Source organism: Natrialba taiwanensis DSM 12281 (assembly GCF_000337595.1).
In the GTDB taxonomy this organism is placed as follows: domain Archaea; phylum Halobacteriota; class Halobacteria; order Halobacteriales; family Natrialbaceae; genus Natrialba; species Natrialba taiwanensis.
In genome coordinates, this window is record NZ_AOIL01000009.1 from 278570 (window position 1) to 300123 (window position 21554).

The 21554-nt window shown below is 61.9% G+C and carries 15 protein-coding genes and 2 rRNA genes; 4 read left to right on the forward strand and 13 right to left on the reverse strand.

Translation table 11 applies throughout. From position 1 onward, the window contains the following. Window positions 1-111: 111 nt before the first annotated feature. The 3 genes from C484_RS02120 to C484_RS02130 all read right to left on the reverse strand — a co-directional run bounded on the left by C484_RS02120 (window position 112) and on the right by C484_RS02130 (window position 2281). Complete coding sequence (locus tag C484_RS02120; RefSeq protein WP_006824333.1) at window positions 112-807, reverse strand: TMEM165/GDT1 family protein; 696 nt, start codon at window positions 805-807, stop codon at window positions 112-114. Window positions 808-1110: 303 nt separating this feature from the next. Continuing rightward, on the reverse strand, window positions 1111-1608 hold the full coding sequence (locus tag C484_RS02125; protein ID WP_006824334.1) for a hypothetical protein: 498 nt from the start codon (window positions 1606-1608) through the stop codon (window positions 1111-1113). Next, window positions 1598-2281 (reverse strand): nucleotidyltransferase domain-containing protein, encoded by a 684-nt coding sequence (locus tag C484_RS02130; RefSeq protein ID WP_049914971.1) that lies wholly within the window; start codon window positions 2279-2281, stop codon window positions 1598-1600. The genes C484_RS02125 and C484_RS02130 overlap by 11 nt, the downstream gene beginning before the upstream one ends. Window positions 2282-2454: 173 nt before the next feature. Between C484_RS02130 and C484_RS02135 the strand changes: the two genes are divergently transcribed. Beyond that, window positions 2455-2793 (forward strand): DsrE family protein, encoded by a 339-nt coding sequence (locus tag C484_RS02135; protein WP_006824336.1) that lies wholly within the window; start codon window positions 2455-2457, stop codon window positions 2791-2793. 192 nt (window positions 2794-2985) lie between these two features. Here C484_RS02135 and C484_RS02140 read toward each other — a convergent pair whose 3' ends face one another. The 4 genes from C484_RS02140 to cobN form a co-directional block, all read right to left on the reverse strand. Continuing rightward, entirely contained in the window at window positions 2986-3690 is a 705-nt protein-coding gene (locus tag C484_RS02140) for an SDR family oxidoreductase (RefSeq protein ID WP_006824337.1), read from the reverse strand. Window positions 3691-3913: 223 nt separating this feature from the next. Then, on the reverse strand, window positions 3914-4702 hold the full coding sequence (locus C484_RS02145; protein ID WP_006824338.1) for a cobalt-precorrin-7 (C(5))-methyltransferase: 789 nt from the start codon (window positions 4700-4702) through the stop codon (window positions 3914-3916). Continuing rightward, complete coding sequence (locus C484_RS02150) at window positions 4695-5465, reverse strand: precorrin-8X methylmutase (protein ID WP_006824339.1); 771 nt, start codon at window positions 5463-5465, stop codon at window positions 4695-4697. Before C484_RS02150 ends, C484_RS02145 begins: the two co-directional genes overlap by 8 nt. Continuing rightward, a complete protein-coding gene (gene cobN, locus C484_RS02155; protein ID WP_006824340.1) occupies window positions 5458-9360 on the reverse strand; it encodes a cobaltochelatase subunit CobN in 3903 nt (1300 codons plus the stop codon). Before cobN ends, C484_RS02150 begins: the two co-directional genes overlap by 8 nt. Before the next feature lie 34 nt (window positions 9361-9394). Between cobN and C484_RS02160 the strand changes: the two genes are divergently transcribed. Both C484_RS02160 and C484_RS02165 read left to right on the forward strand, forming a co-directional pair. Then, window positions 9395-11686 carry a VWA domain-containing protein gene (locus C484_RS02160; RefSeq protein WP_006824341.1) on the forward strand — a complete coding sequence of 764 codons (2292 nt, stop codon included), beginning with the start codon at window positions 9395-9397 and terminating at the stop codon, window positions 11684-11686. A gap of 133 nt (window positions 11687-11819) precedes the next feature. Continuing rightward, entirely contained in the window at window positions 11820-12986 is a 1167-nt protein-coding gene (locus C484_RS02165) for a M24 family metallopeptidase (protein WP_006824342.1), read from the forward strand. Between the two features lie 57 nt (window positions 12987-13043). On the opposite strand, the gene C484_RS02170 is transcribed toward C484_RS02165, so the two are convergent. Continuing rightward, entirely contained in the window at window positions 13044-13718 is a 675-nt protein-coding gene (locus tag C484_RS02170; protein ID WP_006824343.1) for a DNA methyltransferase, read from the reverse strand. A gap of 250 nt (window positions 13719-13968) precedes the next feature. Here C484_RS02170 and C484_RS02175 point away from each other — a divergent pair, with 250 nt between their 5' ends. Further along, window positions 13969-14277: a hypothetical protein gene (locus C484_RS02175; protein WP_049914981.1), complete on the forward strand. Its 309-nt coding sequence runs from the start codon at window positions 13969-13971 to the stop codon at window positions 14275-14277. Between the two features lie 72 nt (window positions 14278-14349). On the opposite strand, the gene C484_RS02180 is transcribed toward C484_RS02175, so the two are convergent. From C484_RS02180 to rrf (C484_RS25100), 5 genes are all read right to left on the reverse strand, one after another. Next, window positions 14350-16329: a hydantoinase B/oxoprolinase family protein gene (locus C484_RS02180; RefSeq protein WP_006824344.1), complete on the reverse strand. Its 1980-nt coding sequence runs from the start codon at window positions 16327-16329 to the stop codon at window positions 14350-14352. A gap of 2 nt (window positions 16330-16331) precedes the next feature. Beyond that, window positions 16332-18356, reverse strand: coding sequence for a hydantoinase/oxoprolinase family protein (locus C484_RS02185; RefSeq protein WP_006824345.1), 2025 nt, complete (start codon window positions 18354-18356; stop codon window positions 16332-16334). Window positions 18357-18661: 305 nt separating this feature from the next. Beyond that, on the reverse strand, window positions 18662-20632 hold the full coding sequence (locus C484_RS02190; RefSeq protein WP_006824346.1) for a cation:proton antiporter domain-containing protein: 1971 nt from the start codon (window positions 20630-20632) through the stop codon (window positions 18662-18664). 657 nt (window positions 20633-21289) lie between these two features. Continuing rightward, window positions 21290-21411 (reverse strand): 5S ribosomal RNA (rrf, locus tag C484_RS02200). Between the two features lie 60 nt (window positions 21412-21471). Continuing rightward, window positions 21472-21554, reverse strand: a 5S ribosomal RNA gene (rrf, locus tag C484_RS25100); the annotation flags it as partial.

Consider the following 21554-nt stretch of genomic DNA (forward strand, 5'->3'; position numbering starts at 1 on the left):
CCGGTTCACAGAGATGTCTAAAAGCGTAGTGCAGACGCTTGCCAGCAAGCAGCAACGCCGACCGAAGGGAGGAGGAATTGCGAGTTCAGTAACGGACGACCGACGCTGGGCTCAGACGAGCGAGAGGAACAGCGACGTGATCGTCTCGATGATCGTTTCCCAGACGGAGACGGACGTAACGAGTTCGAGAATCGTATCGAGACCGAAAAAGAGGAAGAGTGCCGCGCCGGCGAAGTGGGCTCGCCGCGCGTCGAACCGGTGGGAGAAGCGATGGAAGAGAAGCGCGTTCACGGCGCTCACGGGGATAATTGCGAGCATCTCTCCGGCCCAGATTGCGGGGTGGGCCCCGTACTGTACTGCAAGCCCGATCGTGACGAGCTGGGTCTTGTCACCGAACTCGCCCGCGGCCATCAGGACGAAAATCGGGACGAATCCGCGGAGGTACGGGGGAACCTCGTGGCCGAAAACGGAGATGTCGATATCATCGGTCTCGGTCGTACCACCGTCGGGCGTGATGGCTGTTGCGTTCGGTTCGGGTGCCGACCGAACGAGCAGGACGGCAAAGAACAGGAACAGCGCCGCCGTAATGACGTTGAGATAGACGGGCGCGAGGATCCCCTGTAGCGTCGCACCGAGAAGGATTTCGAGCACCGTCCATCCGGCGAAGGCGCTCCCGGCGGCGGCGACGACGACCCAGGGGCTATAGCGGGTTGCCAGGCCCGCAATGATGAATTGCCCCTTCTCGCCGGGGAGCACCGACAGCTGGAGGACAAACGCGCTGATGAAGATTTCGATCCAGCCGGTCATCCGTGGAACGGCCCGGAAGAGAGAACTCGGTCATCGACGGTACCACGCATACGCTAATTTAGACGCCTCTAATTTGTATCCTTTATGGAGCAAGTACTGGCGGCAGAACAGCATCTTCAGGCCCCCATCCGTTTCTGAACCGGAGATAGAGTGAGTTCGTATCGACCGACTGTGACGCGGCGGCGCCGAGACACGATCCGAAAATCGTGTCATCAAATACCCATCAGTGATTTCTCGTCTTATTTTTAATGAGTTAGAGGGAAAATAGGATCGCATACTGCCCGGCGGAGGTGGATGTCAATTCTATCCACAACTACATCGCGACTGGGCGTCAGCGAACGCAACAATATACGAGTGGACTTCCTCTGCAAGATCGTGCATTCCAAGCGCAAGGTCCCGACCAGGTCTGTCAATATCGTAGTAAATTCGTGATCGGTGTTCGGCTCGAAAGCTATCGACGCGGCCAGCGATATTTTCATCGGAAAACACGCCCCTGTTCGCAATATCACGATAGACAGCCCCATGTTCGTGGTAATCCGACGATTCAGAAGCAGTCATCTCAACAAGATAGAACTGGAACGACCGTTCAATAGCATTGAATGAGAGTTCCACGATGCTCACGTTGTTGTTCGTTCCCTCGCGGAGCTGACGGCACGTTCCCAACATCGCGCACGCTTTCCCCAGCTGAATATCAGCATCCTCCCGTTGCCACGACAGCGAGTCCTGAACAGGGCCAGTCTCGCCGTCTGCCAGCAGTCCCTCTACGTGATCAACAGCGTCAACAACATCCTCAAGCCCCATTCTCAAACACCTCCTGTTTCACAGCGTCCAGCGCAGCAGATGCGCGCAGCGTAATCCCCTCAGTAAGAACGTCCGAAATCCGGTCGTGCTTCGGGGCAGACTCTTGCGCTTCAACGACGATATGGAACTCGTATCGATCACCGCCGAAGCGGTCAGATGCAATCTCTTTCTCAATTGTGTGTGCCTTTCGCTGAGCCTCCATTCGATTCTCCGGTACCACAACGAATAGATCGACATCGCTAGCCCGGTCAGCATCACCTCGAGCGACGCTCCCGAACAAAACCACCCCGATATCAGTCCCAACGTTTTCGACGAGTCGAGTGACGACCTCTCGAATCGGCTGCTGAAACTCCGTCTGTGGAACCAGCGTAATGAGATCGTCCGGCTTGTATAGCTTTGTGGCGTTAATTTCGATCTGGTTCGATCGGCCTTCGCGATTTATTGTAACTAGTCCGACATTCTCCAAGGAGTTTACAGCACCGTTTACGTTTCCCATCCCCTTGCCAGTTAACCGATGGAGTTGCCGATTACTGAACGCCCGATCTGGATTATCCGTTAACAAATGGAGAATCGAAGCGGTTGCATCGTGACGGAATATATCGGGATCGGTAACAGGGACTGGAAGATGGACGTGTGTTCCATCTGTTCCCGTGCGAACAGCTTTTCGGTTCATGAACAAGTATACGGTTCAATCCATTATAATCGTTTCCGATGGTATCACTCGCCAATTGAGAGTTATATGTCCGCGGTCGGTCACACCATGACCTGAACGCTATCGACAGAACTCACCCGTACGCTGTTTGCAAGCAGCAAGGCTTCAATCGTCCCGGGTGTCAGCTATCGTGTATGCAAACCGTCGTACACCTCCTTTCCGGAGACACCTCCGAGCAAGAGACGTCACTCGCGATCGCACAGAACCTGCTCAACGACGAGACGGGCAGTATCGACGACGTTGCGATCGTCGTCCAGGCGGCGGGGATAAACGCGGTCAAAGCCGGGGAGGATAACGAAGAGCAAGTACGCGAACTGCTCGACAGCGGGGTTTCAATGAAGGCGTGTCGCAACACGCTCGACATGATGGACCTCAACGAATCCGACCTCGTCGAGGGAATCGAAACCGTCCCGGAAGGTGCCGTCGAAGTGACGCGGTTGCAATCGGACGGCTACGCGTACGTCCGGCCGTAACAGCAGTACCAGTAGCACTGAACTCGTTTTTAGTCAGAACGACTCGTGAACTCTCGGCAAGTACAGACCACGTAGGAGACGGTTCTGCAATCGAGTTCACAGCTACCGTTCGAGACAACCGTGCCGAGAGAGGCCACCGTCAACGCGGCGGACGAGGACGACAAAGCGAGGTCTTGGAAGAGTTGGCGGCGTCTAGACGGACGCCGTAAGCCCCCCATCGACGCGGATGTTCTGGCCGGTGATGTAGCTCGAAGCGGGTGAGAGCAGGTACGCGACCGCGTCCGCAATCTCTGCAGTTTGTGCCGGTCGTCCCATCGGGATTCGCTCTCTCGTTTCCTCATCTACGTCGTAACTATCGACGAATCCGGGCTGGACCGTGTTCATCCGGATTCCGCTCGCTGCGTATCGGTCGGCGTAGAGTTTGGTGAAACTCCCGAGTCCGGCCCGAAGCACGGATGATACGGGGAACTCGCTCGACGGTTCGAACGCCGAGAACGTGGAAATGTTCACGATCGACCCGTGACCCTGCTCTTCCATGATCGGTGTGACGAGTCGCGCCATCCGAACGGTGTTCAAGAGAACGAGATCGAGCCCCTCGTGCCACTCCTCGTCGGAGATTTCGAGGAGGTCGCCGGACGCCGGGTGACCCGTGTTGTTCACGACCGCGTCGATACGACCGTACCGCTCGTCGGTCGTCTCGACGAGGGCCGCCAAATCATCAGGATCAGTCACCGATCCCTCAAACCCATCGCCGCCGAGGTCGTTTGCAACGTCAACGGCACTCCCCGACCGCGACAACAGAACCGGCGTGTATCCCTCCTCGTTGAGTCGCCGAGCGCAGGCTTCTCCGATACCGCTTCCTGCCGCTGTCACTACCGCGACTTTCGTATCAGCCATACAATCACTACCATGGCCGCGTTCATAAAAACACATCTCAGCACGCGCCCGTGGCGGAATCAACCTCTCATCGGTTCGCGTTCGGTTCGCACACGTACCGAATCGGGAGCTTCAATCCGTTCCGTATCCTACATACCGGAACTGTATTTCGACGACCGGGAGTAGCGGAAAACGGAAATCCGCCGACGAAACGCCAAACCGCAACCGAATTGCGGCCGGCCGCTCACACCGGCCGTCGAACCGCGAGCACGACCAAGTCGGAAAACGGCGTATCGTCCCGCCCTGTTCCGCCCGCGAGTTCAGCGAGTTCGGCGAGCGAAAACCGGTGGCACTGCTCGTCTTCGTGGGTGAGCCGTTCGAGTACCAGCGCTTGAAGCTCGGGCTCGGCCCCGTTCTCGAGCAGGAATTGAGCGATATCACCGGGCATCCGATCGAACGGACGCGGCAGCACAAGCAGGTGTCGCTCGCCGACGCTCGCGGCGAGGCGGTCCATGTCGGCGGTCAGGTCGCCGCTTTTGTGCAGCGTGACGAACTCGGTGTCCTCCATCGGCGTGCGGGCGCGACTCGCGGCCGCCTGAAGCGAGGAGATTCCCGGAACGACTCGGATCGGGCGATCGGAATCGGCGCGGTGGACGGCGTCCTGTACCTTTCCGACGAACTGGTAGCCCGAGTGGTTGGGGTCGCCCATCGCGACGGCGACGCCCGTCTCGCCAGATGCAACGCGCTCGCCGAACGCCGACAGCGCGGCCGCCTCGTCCTCGTACCCGCAGGTCAGGAGCTCCGTCTCCGCGTCCGCCAGATCCGCGACGAACTCGACGACCGTCGTGAATCCGACGACGACATCGGCTTCCCGAACGGCCCGTTCACCGCGAGGAGTGATGAACTCGGGGTTTCCGGGTCCGACGCCGACGATGTGGACCGGATCAGCGGCCGATGCGTCGCGGTCGGCCTCCGGGTCAGCAGCGGCGAACGTGGCCGGATCGGGGCCGGCATCGAGGTCGTAGTCACTCATCGCCGGCTCCCGAGCTGTTGAACTCGAGTTCAAGTTCACCCGCGCGAACGTCGGCTGCGACGTGGATCAGTTCGTTAGTCAGCGCGGCGGCGAGACCGCTGCCGCCGCGGCGGCCGACGTTCGTGATCGCCGGGACGCCAACGGCGTCGCTGACCTCGCGTACGCGTTGGCGGCTCTCCTCAGCTTTGACGAAACCGACCGGTGTCGCGACGACGGCGGCGGGACGAGTACCGTTCTCGATGCAGTCGGCAAGTGCGAACGCGGCCGTCGGGGCGTTGCCGACGACGGCGATCGAGTCGTCGTAGACGCCCTGGTTGTCGAGTTCGAGTACCGAGGCGGCGGTGCGGGTCATGCCGGTTCGCTCCGCTAACTCGGCCCCGTGGCCGATCGCCTTTCTCTTCTTGCAGTCGTGGCCGCGGCCCGTGATGCCCGCCATCGGCATGGTGATGTCCGTGACGATGTCGGCCTCCGCGAGGACGGCCTGCGCACCGGCGCGAACGGGGGCGTCCTCGTCGTCTCCCCGTTCGTCCTCGCCGGTAAATCGAAGCAGGTGCTGGAACTCGATGTCGCCCATCGAGTGGACCGACTTCTGTCTGATGCGATCCGCAAGCGTCTCGTCGGGGACGAATTGCCGGACGATGTCCATGCTCGTCTCGGCGATGTCCATCGCGTTCTGGGTCGTCGCACCGAGATCGGCGTACTCCTCGCCCTCCCGGGTCTCCACCGCAGTGTCAGCCTGGTCTGGGTCGTCAGTCTCAGTCATCGGTCGACACCTCCGCACTGACGGCCTCGTTCGTCGTCCGCTCCTCTAAGTCGCCCTCGACCGAGAGGTTCAGATCGCGCAAGCGGTCTTCGGTCTCCGCGTCGGCGTCCCAGAGGTCGCGGTCGATCGCCTCAAGCAGAGTGTCGGTGATGGATTCGAGCGCCCACGGGTTGACCTCGCGCATCCACGCCTGTCTGTCGGCGTCGAAGGCAAACTTCTCGGCGACCTCCGCCCAGAGCGTATCGCTCACGACGCCGGCCGTCGCGTCCCAGCCGAGGGTCACGTCGACTGTCGTCGAGAGGTCGCCAGCTCCCTTGTAACCGTGTTCTTCCATGGACTCGAGCCAGTCCGGGTTCAGGACGCGAGCGCGCATCGCCTTGCGGACCTTCTCCTCGTTCGTGTAGACATCCACGTTGTCTGGATCGGAGGAGTCGCCGACGTACGAGGCGGGCTCTGCGCCGGAAATCTCGGTGACTGCGGAGATGAATCCGCCGTGGAAGGCGTACCAGTCCGAGGAGTCGAACTCGTCTTGCTCCATCGTGTCCTCGAGTTTGACGGTTGCATCCACATTCGACAGTCGCCGCTCGAAGGCGTCGTGTGCCTCCGAGACGCGGCCGCGCGAGCCCATCGCGTAGCCGCCCCACTGGACGTAAACGTCCGCGAGGTCGGCGCGATCGTCCCAGTTGCCCTCGTCGACGGCCTTGTTCGTCCCGGCACCGTAGCCGCCGGGCGTCGTGGTGAAGACGCGGTGTTTGGCCGCGTTTCGGGCGTCGGATTCGTCGAGTCCGTCGGCCTCGAGTTCAGCTTGCTCTGCCTCGACGTGCTTTTTCACGTAGTTCATATCGTGGGGTTCATCGAGGTCGACGACGGCGTCCACGGCGTCGTGGATGACGCCCGCTGCGGCCGGGAAGGCGTCGCGGAACAGCCCGGAGACGCGCGTCGTCACGTCAATCCGAGGCCGGTCGAGTTCGTCCAGCGCAATCGGTTCCACGTCGTCGATCCGGCCGGCGTCGGTCCACTGCGGTTCGACGCCCATCAGTGCGAGTACCTGGGCGATCGTCTCGCCGCGGGTGCGCACGGTTGGGGTCCCCCAGGCGACGACGCCGATCTCCTCGGGGTACCCGCCCTCTTCGTCGTAGTGGCGCTCGAGCACACCTTCGGCGACCTCGCTCCCGACCTGCCAGGCCGGCTTCGCCGGCACCTTTCGCGGATCGAGCGTGTAGAAGTTCCGCGCCGTGGGGAGCAGATCGACGCCGCCCCGCGTGGGCGCGCCGGAGCCGCCGGGCGGGACGTACTCGCCCGAGAGCGCGTCGGCCGTCCGCGGAATCTCGTCTTCGGCCCCCTGTACACGCGGCTTGGCTTCGTCGCAGATGTACGCGAGAACCTTACGCAGGTCGTCGTGTGCACCCGAGTTCGCCCGCGCGTTGCCGAGGGTGTCGATATCGACGACCAGCAGGTTCATGTTCACCTCGTCTTCCGCGCCCGCGGTGCGCTCCGATTCAGGAACGTCGAACTCGTGTGCGGCGAGCGTTTCGATGAGGTCGACGCTCGTCTCGTGGACCGCGTCGGCTGCCTCGGCGTAGGTCATGCCGAGCGCGTCGTCGTACTCGCCGGGGGAATCGAGCATGGTCTCGTAATCGACGCCGAGCACGCCGGCGACGCTCTCGCGCAGGCTCGGCGCGCCGGGGTTCTCGAGTCGGGTCAACGCGACAAGATACTCGACGAGGCGCTCTCCCGCGGGCGGTTCGGACATCGTGTGCAGCCCCAGTCGGATCTGGGTCGTCTTGACGTCGGTGAGGTACTCGTGGATGCGCTCAACGAGGTCGTCGATATCGAGGGCGTCGCCGTCGACGGTTCCTTCGGCGAGCGTCGAGCCGGCTTCGTCCGGGCCGCGCACGTCGGCGCGCTCGTCGATCGTACCCGAAACGCCGAGTTCAACTGCGAGGTCGAGTTCGTCAACGGTTTCGCGGATGAGCGTCTCGAGGTGCTCGCCGTCGTCGGCGCGCGCATCCTCCATGCCGGCCTCGCGGTACTGGTTCGCGAGTTCTTCGAGTTCGGCTAGGTCGTCGTACGTGCCCGCATTTCGCATCACGGGCGTCAGGTAGTCGACGATGGCGGCGTAGGACCGGCGCTTGGCCTGCGTTCCCTCGCCGGGGTTGTTGATGATGTAGGGATAGACGTTCGGAATATCGTCGACCAGTTGGTCGGGCGCGCTCGCGCCGTCGAGACCGACGGTCTTGCCGGGCAGCCACTCGAGGCTGCCGTGCGTGCCGAGGTGGACGACCGCGTCGGCGTCGAATGCGGTCCGGAGCCAGCCGTAGAAGGCGTAGTAGTCGTGGGGCGGCTGAAGGTTTGAATCGTGGTAGACCTTCGAGGGATCCATGCCGAACCCGCGCGGGGGCTGAACGGTGACGAGGACGTTTCCGAACTCGACGCCGGGAATCGCGAACGGGCGGTCGGGGACATCGCCCCACTCTTCGAGCACGTTCTCCTGAAAGCCTTCGTCGGCCGAGTCGAACCACGCCGCGTAGGTCTCCGGCGAGACGACATCGACCGACAGGTCGCGCACGTCCTCGGGAGCGACCCAGCGGTCGTCAAGGGTAAGCTGGGCGGTCAGCTTTTCGACGAGCGACTGCCCGCTGTCGGGCAGTTCTCCACCGAGGTCGTAATCCCGAGCGTCGAGTTCGGCGAGGAGATTGACGGTCGATTCGGGCGAGTCGAGGCCGAATGCGGTGCCGATTCCGTCGTCGCTCGGCGGGTAGTTGTGCAGGACGACGGCGATTTGCTTGTCTTCGTTCGGCGTGTGCTGGAGGTCGGCCCAGTTGACGGCCAGTCGAGTCGCGTGATCGACCCGGTCCTCGATCGGGAAGTGGTGTTTCGGCGCGGAGCCGATGCCGGCCTCGTCGTCGGTGCGTTCTTTCCCCGAGATGGGGTGAGTGATGACGTTGCCGTCGAACTCGGGAAGCGCGACCGAGAGCGCGAGTTCGAAGCCCATCACGCCCGTATCGCTCGAGTCGTAGCGCGAGCGCGAGCGCATCGTGGTGACAGTCTGGAGGACGGGAACGCCCAGGCGGTCGAGGAAGACGTCTTCGGCGCTCGACCCTTCATCGCTGGCGCTACGGCCGCGCTCGTCCATCGAGAGGGAGAACATGAACGAGGAAAGCACGGCGTCGACGACCGACTCGCCCGACTCATCGAGCAGCCAGGTGTCCGTCACCCACTCGGCGTCTTCCTGCGCTTCCGTATCCGTGGCCGGGTTACAGAAAACGGGCAGGGCGTTCGCGCCCTGCGCCTCAAGCGCCCGAACCTGGGCGTCAACGTACCTGGTGTTCTCGTGGGTCCAGTGGGACTCGTAGAACCAGACCGCGACCGTCGGCCGCTCGGGATCGTGCGTCTCGAGTAGCTCTTCGTATTCGATCCCCGGGTGATCGGGATGGTAGACCCCCTCCGTGGGAAGCGCGGTGGGCTCGTCGAACTCGCGCTCGCGGTCGTCCGCGTCGGCGAACTCGGCGTCGAGGAACCGGCACACGTTTGCCACGTTGACCGTTCCGCCTCGCTCGAGGTACTCGTAGACCCGGTCGCGGCGGTCCGCGTCAACCGTCGTGTCCTCGAACGCGAACGCGTCGCCGGTCGATTTGACGATCAGCGGGACGTTCGCCGCCTCGAGTTCAGCCGTCGCGTACTCGTAGCCGGGCATGCTGTCTGCAGCGCCGTGCAGCCAGAAAATTGCCGCCGCGGCGTCGGTCAGTTCCTCGACGAACTCCTCGATCGCGGTCTCGTCGTCTAAGTCGCTCTCCGAGCGAACGACCAGTTCGATGTCGTCGAGGCGCTTGGCCGCCCGCCCGATCGATCCGAGCTCGTTCTCCGTCGCAGTGTAGATGCCGATCCGTGTCATCGTGTTTTTAAATCTCTATTGTATTAGCGCAAGTATGGTTGCAAATTCCGTGGGTAAAAAACTATCGTCGCTCGCCGTTCCGGGGATCGTCGGGCAGGAGACGCTCAAACGCGTGTTGCTCGCCGTCGTGGTCAACGACGACCTCGACGGGGCGCTAATCGCCGGCGAGAAGGGAACCGCGAAGTCGACCGCCGTGCGGACGCTCGCGGAACACCTCCCGGAACAGCGGGTCGTGGCCGACTGCCGATTTCGCTGTTCGCCCGACGAATCGGGGCCGCAGTGCGACGATTGCCGAGAGCGCGATACCGACGAGATGACGGTCGAAACCCGTCCGACCCCGGTCGTCACGCTTCCGTTGGGTGCGACCCGCGACCGCGTCGTCGGCACCCTCTCGGTCGAGGACGCGCTCGCCGGCGATGCGTCGTTCGAGCCCGGGTTGCTAGCTCGCGCGAACCGCGGCATTCTCTACGTCGACGAAATCAACCTGCTCGACGATCACCTGGTCGACGTCCTCCTCGACGCGGCGGCAAGCGCCACGAACACCGTCGAACGCGACGGCGTCAGCGTCTCCCACCCCGCCGCGTTTACCCTGGTCGGGACAATGAATCCCGAAGAGGGCGATCTCCGCCCCCAGCTTCGGGATCGGTTCGCCCTACAGACGACCGTCGAGGGCTGTCGAGACATCGATGACCGCGTCAAAATCATCGACCAGGCGCTCGGCGATGATGCCGACGCGGCTCCGACAGGCAGCGACGAACCCACCGACACGCAACCGGCAGAGTTCAGCGTCGACCGCCGCCGCGAGGCGGTCGCCGCCGCCCGCGATCGCGTCTCGCGGGTCGATCTCCCCGCCGAGTTCAGGGAGACCATTGCCGAACTCTGTCTCGATGCCGGCGTCGACGGCCACCGCGGAGATATCGCGACCGCCAGAACCGCGGTTACGCTGGCTGCGCTCGAGGGACGGACGACCGTGATCGAGTCGGACGTTCGCGAGGCCGCAACCTACACGTTGCCCCACCGACTCCGGAGTACACCGTTCGCGGACGACGTTCCGGACGTAGACGACCTGCTTGAGGATCATCTCGAGGACTCAGCCGACGGCCGCGACGATGACGGCGAGTCGGATACGGATGCCGCGGACGCCGGCGAGAGTGAACTCGAACCGAGCGACAGCACAGCGGAGGGTGGAGGAAGCGACGACCGCGGTCCCGAAACGGACGGCGAGAACGACGACGCACCACAGGGCGGCGACGGCTCCGGCGATCGAGAACCGACAGACGACCGCAGCGGGTCCCGTCCGGACCGATCCGACGGCGACGGAACGCCGGGTACCGGTGACGGCGGTGGAACCGCGGCAAGCGCGGCGGACCAAGCGGCCGCCTCGGCTGACGAAAGCGACGAGGACGGCCGCGAAGGGAGCGAGAGCGGTTCCGACGAGGGCGAGGGCGAAGATAAAGGAGAAGGCGATTCGGACGCGAACGGCGACGCGGAGACCGATGCCCGGCCGCTCGTCCCCGGCCAGCGACGAGCCGCCATCGGGGACGCCGCCGCACCCGAACTCGAAACGCCGACCGCAGAGACCGATGCGACCCCACAATCGGACGGAGCGCACACGACCGTCGACCCGAGTTCGACGAACCGCGGCGCTCGCGTCAGAACGGAATCGGCATCCTGCTCCACGGAAGAAGCCGGCTCGATCGACGCCGCGGCGTCCGTGCGGGCCGCCGCCGCTCGCGGCGAGACGAGGGTCGGAACGGACGACCTCCGTCGCGCCGTCCGCGAGGGAACCGCCGCGGCGACGGTCGTCTTCGCCGTCGACGCCAGCGCGTCGATGCAACCCGCGATGCGGACAGCCAAGGGCGTCGTCCTCGAACTCCTGCACGAGAGCTACCAGCGCCGCGACGACATCGCGTTCGTCGCGTTTGCCGGCGACGACGCGGACGTTCTCCTCCCGCCGACTCACAGCGTGAGCCTCGCCGCTCGCCACCTGAAGTCCCTCCCCACCGGCGACCGCACGCCGCTCCCCGCCGGCCTCGAAACAGCCAGTTCCGTCGTCGAACGGGCGGACACTGAGACGGCCGTCGTCGTCCTCGTTACCGACGGGAAAGCGACCGCCACCGACGGCAGTCCAACCGAGCGCACGCGAGCAGCCGCGCGTCAACTCACCCAGACTGGCGCTGAACTCGTGCTCGTCGACGCCGGGACCGACAGCCGCGCTGGCCTCTCCTCGCTCATCGTCGCGGAAACCGACGGCGAACGCGTTCCCCTCTCGGCGCTCTCGGCGGAAACCGTCCGCTCGGCTGTCGACGCGACCACCGTCGACTAGTTCGATAGGACGTTCAAAGAGGACTCACAAGAAGACATAACTAGGTAGCCTAACCAAATAGACTAACCCATAAGACCAAGCGGGAAACCCGTACAACTCAGGAGGCGGCGACCGAACCACCACTCGAATCCAAATGAGCGACGACACCGAGCGACCACGAGCATCAGCGGGCGAGACGCCCACCGCGATCGAACGGCGACTCGCACAGGCACACGATCGTATTCAGGACGCACCGGCAGATGCCCTCGTCCTCTTTCCGAGCACGAACCTCGCGTATCTCAGTGGCTTCGACGAGGAGCCGATGGAACGCCATCTCTTCCTGTTCGTCACGGCAGACGAGGCGGTCTTTCTCGCTCCCACGATGTACGACACCCAACTCGCGGCCGAAACGCCCGTGTCGTCCATCCGCACCTGGGACGACGGCGACGATCCGACCACCCTCCTCGCCACCCTCGGCAACGAACTCGGGATCGAATCCGGGCGACTGCTCGTCGACGACCGCATGTGGGCCCGCTTCACGCAGGACCTCCGAAAGACGTTCCCCGAGGCCACCTTTGGTCTGGCAAGTCAACTCCTCGACGACCTTCGAATCCGAAAGGACGACCGTGAACTCGACCACCTCCGCGCCGCAGCGACCATCGCCGACGACGTCAGCAGCGCCATTCGCAGCCTCGGTGCCGACGCGATCGGCCTCACCGAAACTGAACTCGCCGACGAGATCGAAACCCGGCTATCCGCGGCCGGCGGCAACGGCGTCTCCTTCGAAACCGTCGTCGGATCCGGACCGAATGGCGCTCGCCCACATCATCGCCACACCGACCGGACAATCCGGCACGGCGACCCCGTCGTCCTCGACTTCGGCACCGTCGTCAACGGTTATCCCAGCGACCAGACGCGAACCGTGGTCTTCGCCGGCGATCCGCCCGCCGGCTTCGAAGACGCCCACGATGCGGTCCTGGCCGCCCAACAAGCCGCGATTCGAACCGTCGAGCCCGGTATCGAGGCCCAAGAGATCGACCACGCCGCGCGGAACGTCCTCGACGAGCGCGGCTACGGCGACCGATTCATCCACCGCACCGGACACGGCGTCGGCCTCGAAGTCCACGAACCGCCGTACATCACGGACGGCAACGATCTCGAACTCGAGCCGGGAATGGTCTTCAGCATCGAACCCGGCGTCTACCTCGATGACGAGTTCGGTATCCGAATCGAGGATCTGGTCGTCGTCACCGACGAGGGCTGCGAGCGATTGAACCGGTCGCCGCGGACGTGGGAGCCGGTAACCGGCGCGGACGACTGAGTCGGTCGAGTGCAGCGCATGACCTTGGCTGTCATCTCACGATGGGAGACGAACTGATCACCTCGCTGTGTTTGAAAATACGAGACAGTAGGAGTGGTCGTAGCCGTATCCGAACTGACCGACCTTGTCGTCAGAGCTCTCGTTGCCCTGCCAATTCACGACGACCTCCCCCTCGAAGTGGAACACGTTCGAAACACGCTCGGCGATATCCCATGCCAAGGGCGTCACCCGTCCATCGTACTTGATATTGACAACGTCGATTACGACATGGCCGCCCGGTGCTAACAACGGTTCGAGCCGGGAAAATGCTGTTTCGATGTCGTCAAGATAGTCCTCATAGGTGCTCTCTCCGGTGTAGTTTCGAAAGGGATTCCGATCGTCAGTCTGTTCCATAAATGGCGGCGAGGTGAAACAGCAGTCACAAGACGGGAACCACGACGGCTCCAAGTCACGGACATCACCCTGGCGAACGTTCTCCGACCTCGTAATCTGCTCCCGGATGTGTGCGACGCGCTCGGTTTCGTACTCAACGCCGTACGGAACTCGATCCAGCCGTTCTGCAGCCGCGAGAGTCGTTCCGTATCCTGCAAAGATATCTATCACGGTATCATGGGGCTTGGTATATTCTTCCAGAAATCGCTCGACGAGCGCATCTGGCGTCCGAACCTCGGTAGTGTGACCCGAAGGTAACTCGCCCTCGTGCGTGTATTTGAGCGAGAGTACGGTTTTCATACGTCACATCACCCAATCAGGTAGTTGAAATTTCGGTTCTACGGGTCAGTTCCCCTATACCTTGTTCGTTGGCTCCCTTGCATTGGCTGCTCAGTCTCCCCTGTACTGATCGTTCGCCGAACACCGCAGCGGCGTGAGTTTCCCAGGACTGCGCCGGCCACGAAGCAATAAACCGGCTGAGACAGGCGTGGGAAGCGGGTACATATTCACCACCGGGACAACTATCGTGACTGAAAAAGACCAACTACTGATGGCAAGCCGATGGACGCTACTCGCGACCGGGCGTCTACTGAGCGGCGGGCTCGTTGCGATCTCCATCGCGCTCTCGTTCCCGGAATTGCCGCTGACTTCGTGTACAGATGTCGGATACAGCGGCGCTGGACCGCCCGGCGGATTCGAGTATGACGAGTTCTACGTGGGAGTGGTCGGCTACTTGCCCAATGGAGGCGTGAATCGATGCGATACGCCGATCGTGACGGTTGCCGTCGGGCTACTCGGAGTCGGGGCGGGATGCTCAGAAACGAGCGCTGGGGGCGGTAAGACGCTCACCTGCAGGTGATGCGGGTGATCGGTAAATCGCACACCAAACCGAGGAATGGCACTCCGACGCGCCGTGGGCACTTCCTCGACGTTACTCGACTGGCGTCCACTCGCTCGCCGCCCGCTCTCGGAGCAGTTCGCGGAACTCCGCCGTCGTCCGCTCGAGTAACTCGCCGGACGACCAGTCGAGGATCACGCCGTAGCGGCGAATGAGATCCAGTTTGTCGAGTTCACCCTCGTGGTAGCGCTCGGTGATCGCGTCGGGGTCTTCCCGGAGCCAGTCCTCGCGATTGGCGCGGATGAACGCGCGCTGCTCGTCGGTTGCCTCGGGATCAATCTCGTACGCACAGACATCCGGATCGATTTCCTCGATGACGACGCCGTAATCCCGCTCGGCACGTTCGACGGACACGTAGTCGTCTTTGACATCCTCGAGAACCGCCTCGGGATCGCGTTCCAGCGGGTCGCCGAATCCGCCGCCGCCCGACGATGGACGGACGAACTCGTCTCCCTCGTCGATCGGGACGTTCGAGAACACGGTCCCCATGTCCTGGGACTCGCCGTCTCGAGTAAGGGTGACGCCGTGGGGAATGCCCGGAAGCCCGCCATTGATCCCCCAGGTGATCGACCGGGCGCGGTCCGAACAGTACGACATGACGCTGTTCTCACAGGCGAGCATCCGGCCGCCCTTGCGGAGTCCGCAGCCGCCGCGGAACTCGCCGGGGCCCGCAGAGTCGGTGACGATCGAGTGCTCGCTGGTCACGAGCGGCGTGTCTCGCTCTTGGCCCTCGAGCGACTGGACGGCGAGTCCGGCTCCGAATACCGGCGCGGTCGCGTTCGATCCGTCCTTGCCGTCGCGGCCGCCCCAGCCCCCGGCCATCCAGTCGTACCAGGCGAACTCTTGGCCGTCGCGCCCAGGGCGCTGGTCCTGCCCGCCCGCGAGCAGGTACTCGAGGTTGAACGCACAGGCCATCGCCCGCTCGGGCAGCACCTCCGACCAGAGTTCGAAAATGGCGTTCATCACCTTCTCGTACGCGCCGGCGACCGAGCCCGTCACGGGAACGGGTTCGGGTGCGTTGACGACGGTTCCCTCAGGAAGGTCGGCGCTGACGACGCGGTAGAGCCCCGAGTTCAGCGGCACGTCGGGGAAGAACATCTTCGTCCCGGAGACGACCGCCGAAAAGGAGGTCCCGAACGTCGAGTTCAGGAAGTTGCCGACGTACTCGTCCGATCCGGAGAGGTCGTAGTGGACCTCGTCGCCGTCGATGGTCATCTCGACATCGATTGTGACGAACCCTTCTTCTTTGTTCGGGTCGGCATCGATGTAGTCCCGGGTGTGCCAGGTACCGTCGGGAAGGTCGCTGAGTTGCTCGCGCATGATGCGCTCGACGTAGTCCTTCGACTCGTCGAAGGCGGTCATGACCGTGTCGACACCGTACTTCTCGACGAGTTCGAGCAGTCGTTCCTCGGCTATCCGCGTCGCCTCGGTCTGGGCGCGAAGGTCGCCCATGCGGTCCTCCGAAAGGCGCATGTTGGTGGTCAGAAGGTTGGCAACGTCGTCGCGGAACTCGCCGGCGTCCCAGATTTTCAGCGGCGGGATGCGCATTCCCTCCGCGAAGTGGTCGTTCGCCTCGATGTTGAACGAGCCGGGAGCCGGGCCGCCCACGTCGGCCCAGTGGCCGTTGGACTGCGTGACGGCGATGAGTTCCCCCTCGTAGAAGACCGGCCGCATGATCCGAACGTCGTTGATATGTGTCCCGCCGAGGTAGGGGTCGTTGACGATGTAAACATCGCCAGGATTGATGTCGCCCTCGAAGTATTCGAGGGTCTCTTTGCAGGTGTAGTGGAGGGTCCCGACGTGGACGGCGATGTCCTTCGACCCCTGCATCACCGTGTTCCCCTCGGCGTCGTTCAGACAGTTGCTGAAGTCGCGATTGTAAATGACGAACGAGTAGCACGTCCGTCGGATCTGCTGTGCCATCCGGTCGACGAGGTTCGTGAAGGAACTGCGAAGCACTTCGAACGTAACCGGGTCGAGATCGATGTCCGTCTGTGGTTGCGTTTCAGTCATGATTACACCGTGAGGATAATGGTACCCGTCTCGTCGACCTCGGCCGTCGCGTTCGGCGGGACGACCACCGTCGAGTCCATTTGCTCGACGATCGCAGGTCCCTCGAGCGTCGCCCCCGCCCCGAGTGAAGCGCGCTCGTACACGGCCGTGTCGATGAACTCGCCTGCAGCCTCGAAGTACGCATCTCGGGTCGTTCGCCGGGCCGTATCAGCCTTCCCCGAGTCGATTTCGGGGAACGAGGGTTTCTCGACAACGCCGCGACCGGTCACGTGCAATCCGTAGACTTCGACCGGTTGGCCCTCGTCAGAGTAGGCGTACGTCTGTTCGTGCTGGCGATGGAAGCGTTCCCGAATCGTCTCCATGCTTTCGAGCGGGCGCGAGCAGCCGACCTCGAGCGAGCGCCACTGGCCGGTATACCGCATCTTGATCTCGTGATCCATCTGCATCTCGCTCTCGTCGATTCCCTCCTCGTCGAGTCGCTCGCGGATTTCGGCCTCCATGTCCGCGAACGCGGTCTCGATATCGTCGACGATATCCGCCGCGGCGTCGGCGATAAACGTCTGCGAGAGATCGTGTTCGACGTCGACCAGCAGACAGCCGAGCGCCGAATTGATTCCTGGATAGGGCGGGATAATGACCTGTGGAACGTTCATCTCCCGAGCGACGTGTGCCGCGTGTAACGGTCCCGCACCGCCGAATGCGACGAGTGCGAAATCGCGCGGATCGAAGCCCTTACTCGTCGAAACCAGTCGCACGGCGTTACACATGTTCGCGACCGCGATCTGTTCAATCGCCGACGCAGCCTCCGTGAGCTCGAGTCCGAGCGGATCGGCGATGTCGCGCTGAATAACTTTCCGGGCGGGTTCGGCGGTCGCGTTCATGTCGCCGCCGAGGAACCGATCCGGATCGACCCAGCCGAGGACGACGTTCGCATCGGTCGTCGTCGGTTTATCTCCACCCCGAAGATAACAAGCCGGTCCTGGATCGGCACCCTGGCTGTTCGGGCCAACCCGAAGCGAGCCACCGTCATCAATCCAGGCAATTGAGCCACCGCCGGCACCGATCGTTTCGATATCCGTCGATGGGAACATGATCGGATACCCGTACTCGACGGCCCACTCGTCGGTCATCTCGATATCGCCCTGGTGCGTAAGCGAAACGTCAGCGCTGGTACCGCCCATATCGAACCCGATCGCGTTCTCGAAGCCGCACTGATCGGCAATATACTGGCTCGCGATCGCGCCCGCTGTCGGGCCCGAGTTTGCGATACGAGCCGCGTAGTAAGCGATGGCCTCAGTCGTCATCACGCCGCCACCCGAATGCATGGCGAGGACATCGCCATCGTATCCACGCTCATCGAGTTTAGCTTCGAGATCGGTCAGATAGTCGCGGACAACCGGCACCAGCGCTGCGTTGATGACTGTCGTGCTGGTCCGTTCGTGCTCGAACATCTCCGGCAAAATCTCGTGGGATGTACAAACGAACGCAGCAGGATACTCCGCCGCGACGATTTCCTCGACTCGTTGTTCGTGCTCTCCATTAACGTATGCATTGATCAACGAGACAGCAATCGTATCGATACCGCGCTTCTCGAAGATCCGAACGACCTCTCGAACAGTCTCCTCGTCTAGGGGTTCGACGACGTTTCCCGCATAATCGATACGCTCGGCTACCTCGAGTCGATCCCGCCTCTGTACGTAGGGATCGGCAACGTCCTCGTACGCATCCCAAAGATCCTCTTTCGTCCCGTCGCGGATTTCGTGTACGTCCCGAAATCCCTCGGTCGTGATCAGGCCAATTCGCGGCAATTCGCGCTCGATAAGCGCGTTTGTCCCGACGGTCGATCCGTGCGAGAAGAACTCCAAGTCGCCGATTTCCGTATCTGACTTGGTCAGTCCGTTGATGACTCCGTCAGCGGGATTAGCCGGCGTCGAGGGCGTCTTCTCGATTTCGACGTCTCCCGTCTCTTCGTCAAAGAGAATGACGTCCGTGAACGTTCCACCGATATCTATGCCAGCGCGTCTCATACTATCATCCCACACATCATCTCACGGTCAGACTATATAATCGTTCCCCTCAGGATCGGATGTGATTCTACTGAGATCGGACAAATAGATACTTGTCTCCTCTCCACTTGTTTCATTGAACACAACCCAATGATATCGAGAGTTGGAGAATAGGCTACAGTTGCTAGTCACTTCCGAGATGAGTTTTTCTATAGTATTCTCGTCACTTCGGACCACACCGATACTGGATTACGTCTACACTATCGCTCTGCTCCGCGGCGAAGTGGACCACTGATTCGTTCGTATCTCGGACCTTCGACTCCCAGTTACACGTGTGGATGAACTCTGTCAATAGCTTCGTCGACGGCTTCAGTTTGTCCGAGGATGGTGATGCGGTCGCCGTATTCGAGTTCGAAATCACCGCGGGGAACCGTGCTCTCACCACCGCGGTCGACGAGCGCAATCAGCACCTCGTTTGGAATCTCGGCGTCGATGTCGGCGATGGTCCGGCCGACGAGTTTCTCCGCGGTTACCTCGATCTCTTGGACGTCACCGCTTCGGCCCAGTTCCGTCATCCAGTTCGACAGCGCCGGGCGTTCGATCATGTTATCGATTCCCCACGCAGTTGCCATTGTGGATGACACTGTCTTGACGCCGAGTTCTTCGAACGCGTCAGCATTGTCGGGATCATTGACTCGGGCGATGACCGTCTCGACATCGAACTTCGACTTGGCGAGCTGGGCGATCAACAGATTCGTGTCGTCATCACCGGTGACAGCGGCCACGGTCTTCGCGTTGTCAGCGCCGGCGTTCCGCAGAGCCTTGGTATCGGTACCGTCGCCTTCGCGGACGGAGAAGCCGTCGGCCCGCGCTTGCTCGGCTATCGAGTCGTCATTTTCCAGTACGATAACGTTCTCTTCGCGTTCTTCGAGGCGCTCAGCGAGCGCGCGGCCCACCTGTCCGCCTCCGACAATGAGTATTCGCATTGGTATCACACGTAATCGTTCCGCGATCTGTCTGGCAAAGCCACCCTCGAACACGACCGTCACGAGGATGACGAGAAACACCGTCCCCACGAGGGCGTTCGCTCCTTCCGGGTTTGACGGCGGTTCCGTCGTCTGTAGTTGGATGGCGAACAGCGTCGCCACGCTTGCTGGAATGATCCCCCGCGGACCGACGAAGCTCATGAACACCCTCTCGTTGCGCGTGAACTGTTCACCCCTCGTCGACAGGAAGACGAGTAGCGGACGAACGACCAGCGCGATGATCACCACGACCGCTAGCCCCTTGAGGCCGAGAGTCAACAGCGTCTCGAAATCGATGAGTGCAGCGAGCGCGATGAATATAAACGAGAGAACGACGAGCGTAACGTCGCCCTTGAACGACTCGATGGTCTCCTTGTACGGGAGGTCGGTATTTCCGAGAAGTATACCGGCGGTTGCGACGGCGGCGACCCCCGCCTCAGAGGCGATGGTATCCGCGATACCGAACGCAACTATCGCACCCGCGAGCGTCATCAGGCGAGCGTTCTGGGGCGTCCCACCGGTTGCGAGGTGGACCTGCGTAAGCAGATACCAGAGTACACCGGCGACGACGATACCGACGAGCAGGCCCACGCCGAGACGCATCGCGAACTCGCTGACGTAATCCGTCGGATTGGCCTCTTGCGACGCGAGTAATTTGAAGATGACAACTGCGAGGATAGCCGCGGTCACGTCGTTAACGATCCCCTCGATTTCCAGTGCCGCGGCCACCCGGTTGTGGACTGGCACGACTGAGAGGATGGGTGTGACGACTGTCGGCCCCGTCGCCACGAGGAGCGAGCCGATCAATGCCGCTATCGCCCACTCAACAGCCAACAGGAAGTGAACCGCCACCGTCGTCCCAAGGAACGCGACTAGGGCCCCCACTGTCACCAGTCGGAGTGCAGCAGCGGGCGCCTCGCGAAGCTTCTCGACGGTGAGGTGGAACGCACCCTCAAACACGATGATCGCTACGCTCAAGCCGACGATAGTCGACAGTGCAGGCCCGAACGACTCTCGACTCACGAGTCCGACGCCCTCCGGTCCGACAGCGACACCTGCGAGAATGAGAAAGAGTACGCTCGGGACGCGATACCGGTCGGCGAGCACCTGCGCGCTCACGCCAAGTGCGATGATCAGTGCAATAATTAACAGCAGGTTCGACCCACCCTCTACCACAAGCGGGACCAGAGTACCGTTCGGAATTACGAGCGGGATCACCGTCTCACCCAACCCGTTGAACAGCGGGCGTTCGAAACCACCGGTCGGGTCCACGAGTGCATCTTAGTGAAGATATTGGTTCCACGCTTATAAATGCCAAATTACCGGTATCTCATCGATGTCCGAACTAAATTGACAGCCAAATAACACTCTGGTCACGGACTGGATGCACTACGACTCTTTCCTCTGCGAGCATCACGGGAACGGAAGCTTCTGATTGCAGTCAGAAATCATAGATACTCCCCCGCCACACATTGTTGCTTGCAGCGCATCGCTTGGATACTGTATTCGAAAGCGTCTCGCCTCGGTCGTCGATAGTCACACTGGAGTTGAAATACCGTGGGAGACTGTACCAGCGTAACGTTGGAGACTCAGTAATAGAGCGAGAGCCACCGTCGCATTAGCGACGCGGTGGCTCTCGCTGGAATTGGCGTCTTCATCATCCTCTTCGAGCGACTCATACACCCGAACGCCGTCTACCGACAGTCATCACGCAGTAGTAACGGCGGCCAGGATCGAAATAACCCCCCGGCTCAAACCCTCCGAACCAGTGACCACATCTCAGAACCCAATCACAACTCCGTCACTAGCCGACAGACACGCCACCAGATTGAACTCGAAAACATCGTCAATGGATCGAAATCGATTCGAACACAAGTAGCACAAAAGACGGCGAATACCGAAGACTACGCGGTTTAAATGAGATATGAATAAAAGCGGCGAATCGAGTTTCCCAGAGGATCTCTCACTCCAGTACTCACCGATACGCAGGTGGGCTTATCGTCCGTGTTCGGGATGGGTACGGGAGGAACCCCACCGCGATGGCCGCTTACAACCCGAGCGACGGAATCGAACCGTCTTCAGAGACCACTCGCTCGGAGATTGAATATGAGTGGAGGCGGCGAATCGAGTTTCCCAGAGGATCTCTCACTCCAGTACTCACCGGTACGCAGGCGGGCTTATCGTCCGTGTTCGG

What these genes read in the sequence shown, in the direction of transcription:
- C484_RS02120 (WP_006824333.1), bottom strand. Translation starts at nt 807, where the DNA reads ATGACCGGCTGGATCGAAATCTTCATCAGCGCGTTTGTCCTCCAGCTG.
- C484_RS02125 (WP_006824334.1), bottom strand. Translation starts at nt 1,608, where the DNA reads ATGGGGCTTGAGGATGTTGTTGACGCTGTTGATCACGTAGAGGGACTG.
- C484_RS02130 (WP_049914971.1), bottom strand. Translation starts at nt 2,281, where the DNA reads ATGAACCGAAAAGCTGTTCGCACGGGAACAGATGGAACACACGTCCAT.
- C484_RS02135 (WP_006824336.1), top strand. Translation starts at nt 2,455, where the DNA reads ATGCAAACCGTCGTACACCTCCTTTCCGGAGACACCTCCGAGCAAGAG.
- C484_RS02140 (WP_006824337.1), bottom strand. Translation starts at nt 3,690, where the DNA reads ATGGCTGATACGAAAGTCGCGGTAGTGACAGCGGCAGGAAGCGGTATC.
- C484_RS02145 (WP_006824338.1), bottom strand. Translation starts at nt 4,702, where the DNA reads ATGAGTGACTACGACCTCGATGCCGGCCCCGATCCGGCCACGTTCGCC.
- C484_RS02150 (WP_006824339.1), bottom strand. Translation starts at nt 5,465, where the DNA reads ATGACTGAGACTGACGACCCAGACCAGGCTGACACTGCGGTGGAGACC.
- cobN (WP_006824340.1), bottom strand. Translation starts at nt 9,360, where the DNA reads ATGACACGGATCGGCATCTACACTGCGACGGAGAACGAGCTCGGATCG.
- C484_RS02160 (WP_006824341.1), top strand. Translation starts at nt 9,395, where the DNA reads ATGGTTGCAAATTCCGTGGGTAAAAAACTATCGTCGCTCGCCGTTCCG.
- C484_RS02165 (WP_006824342.1), top strand. Translation starts at nt 11,820, where the DNA reads ATGAGCGACGACACCGAGCGACCACGAGCATCAGCGGGCGAGACGCCC.
- C484_RS02170 (WP_006824343.1), bottom strand. Translation starts at nt 13,718, where the DNA reads ATGAAAACCGTACTCTCGCTCAAATACACGCACGAGGGCGAGTTACCT.
- C484_RS02175 (WP_049914981.1), top strand. Translation starts at nt 13,969, where the DNA reads ATGGCAAGCCGATGGACGCTACTCGCGACCGGGCGTCTACTGAGCGGC.
- C484_RS02180 (WP_006824344.1), bottom strand. Translation starts at nt 16,329, where the DNA reads ATGACTGAAACGCAACCACAGACGGACATCGATCTCGACCCGGTTACG.
- C484_RS02185 (WP_006824345.1), bottom strand. Translation starts at nt 18,356, where the DNA reads ATGAGACGCGCTGGCATAGATATCGGTGGAACGTTCACGGACGTCATT.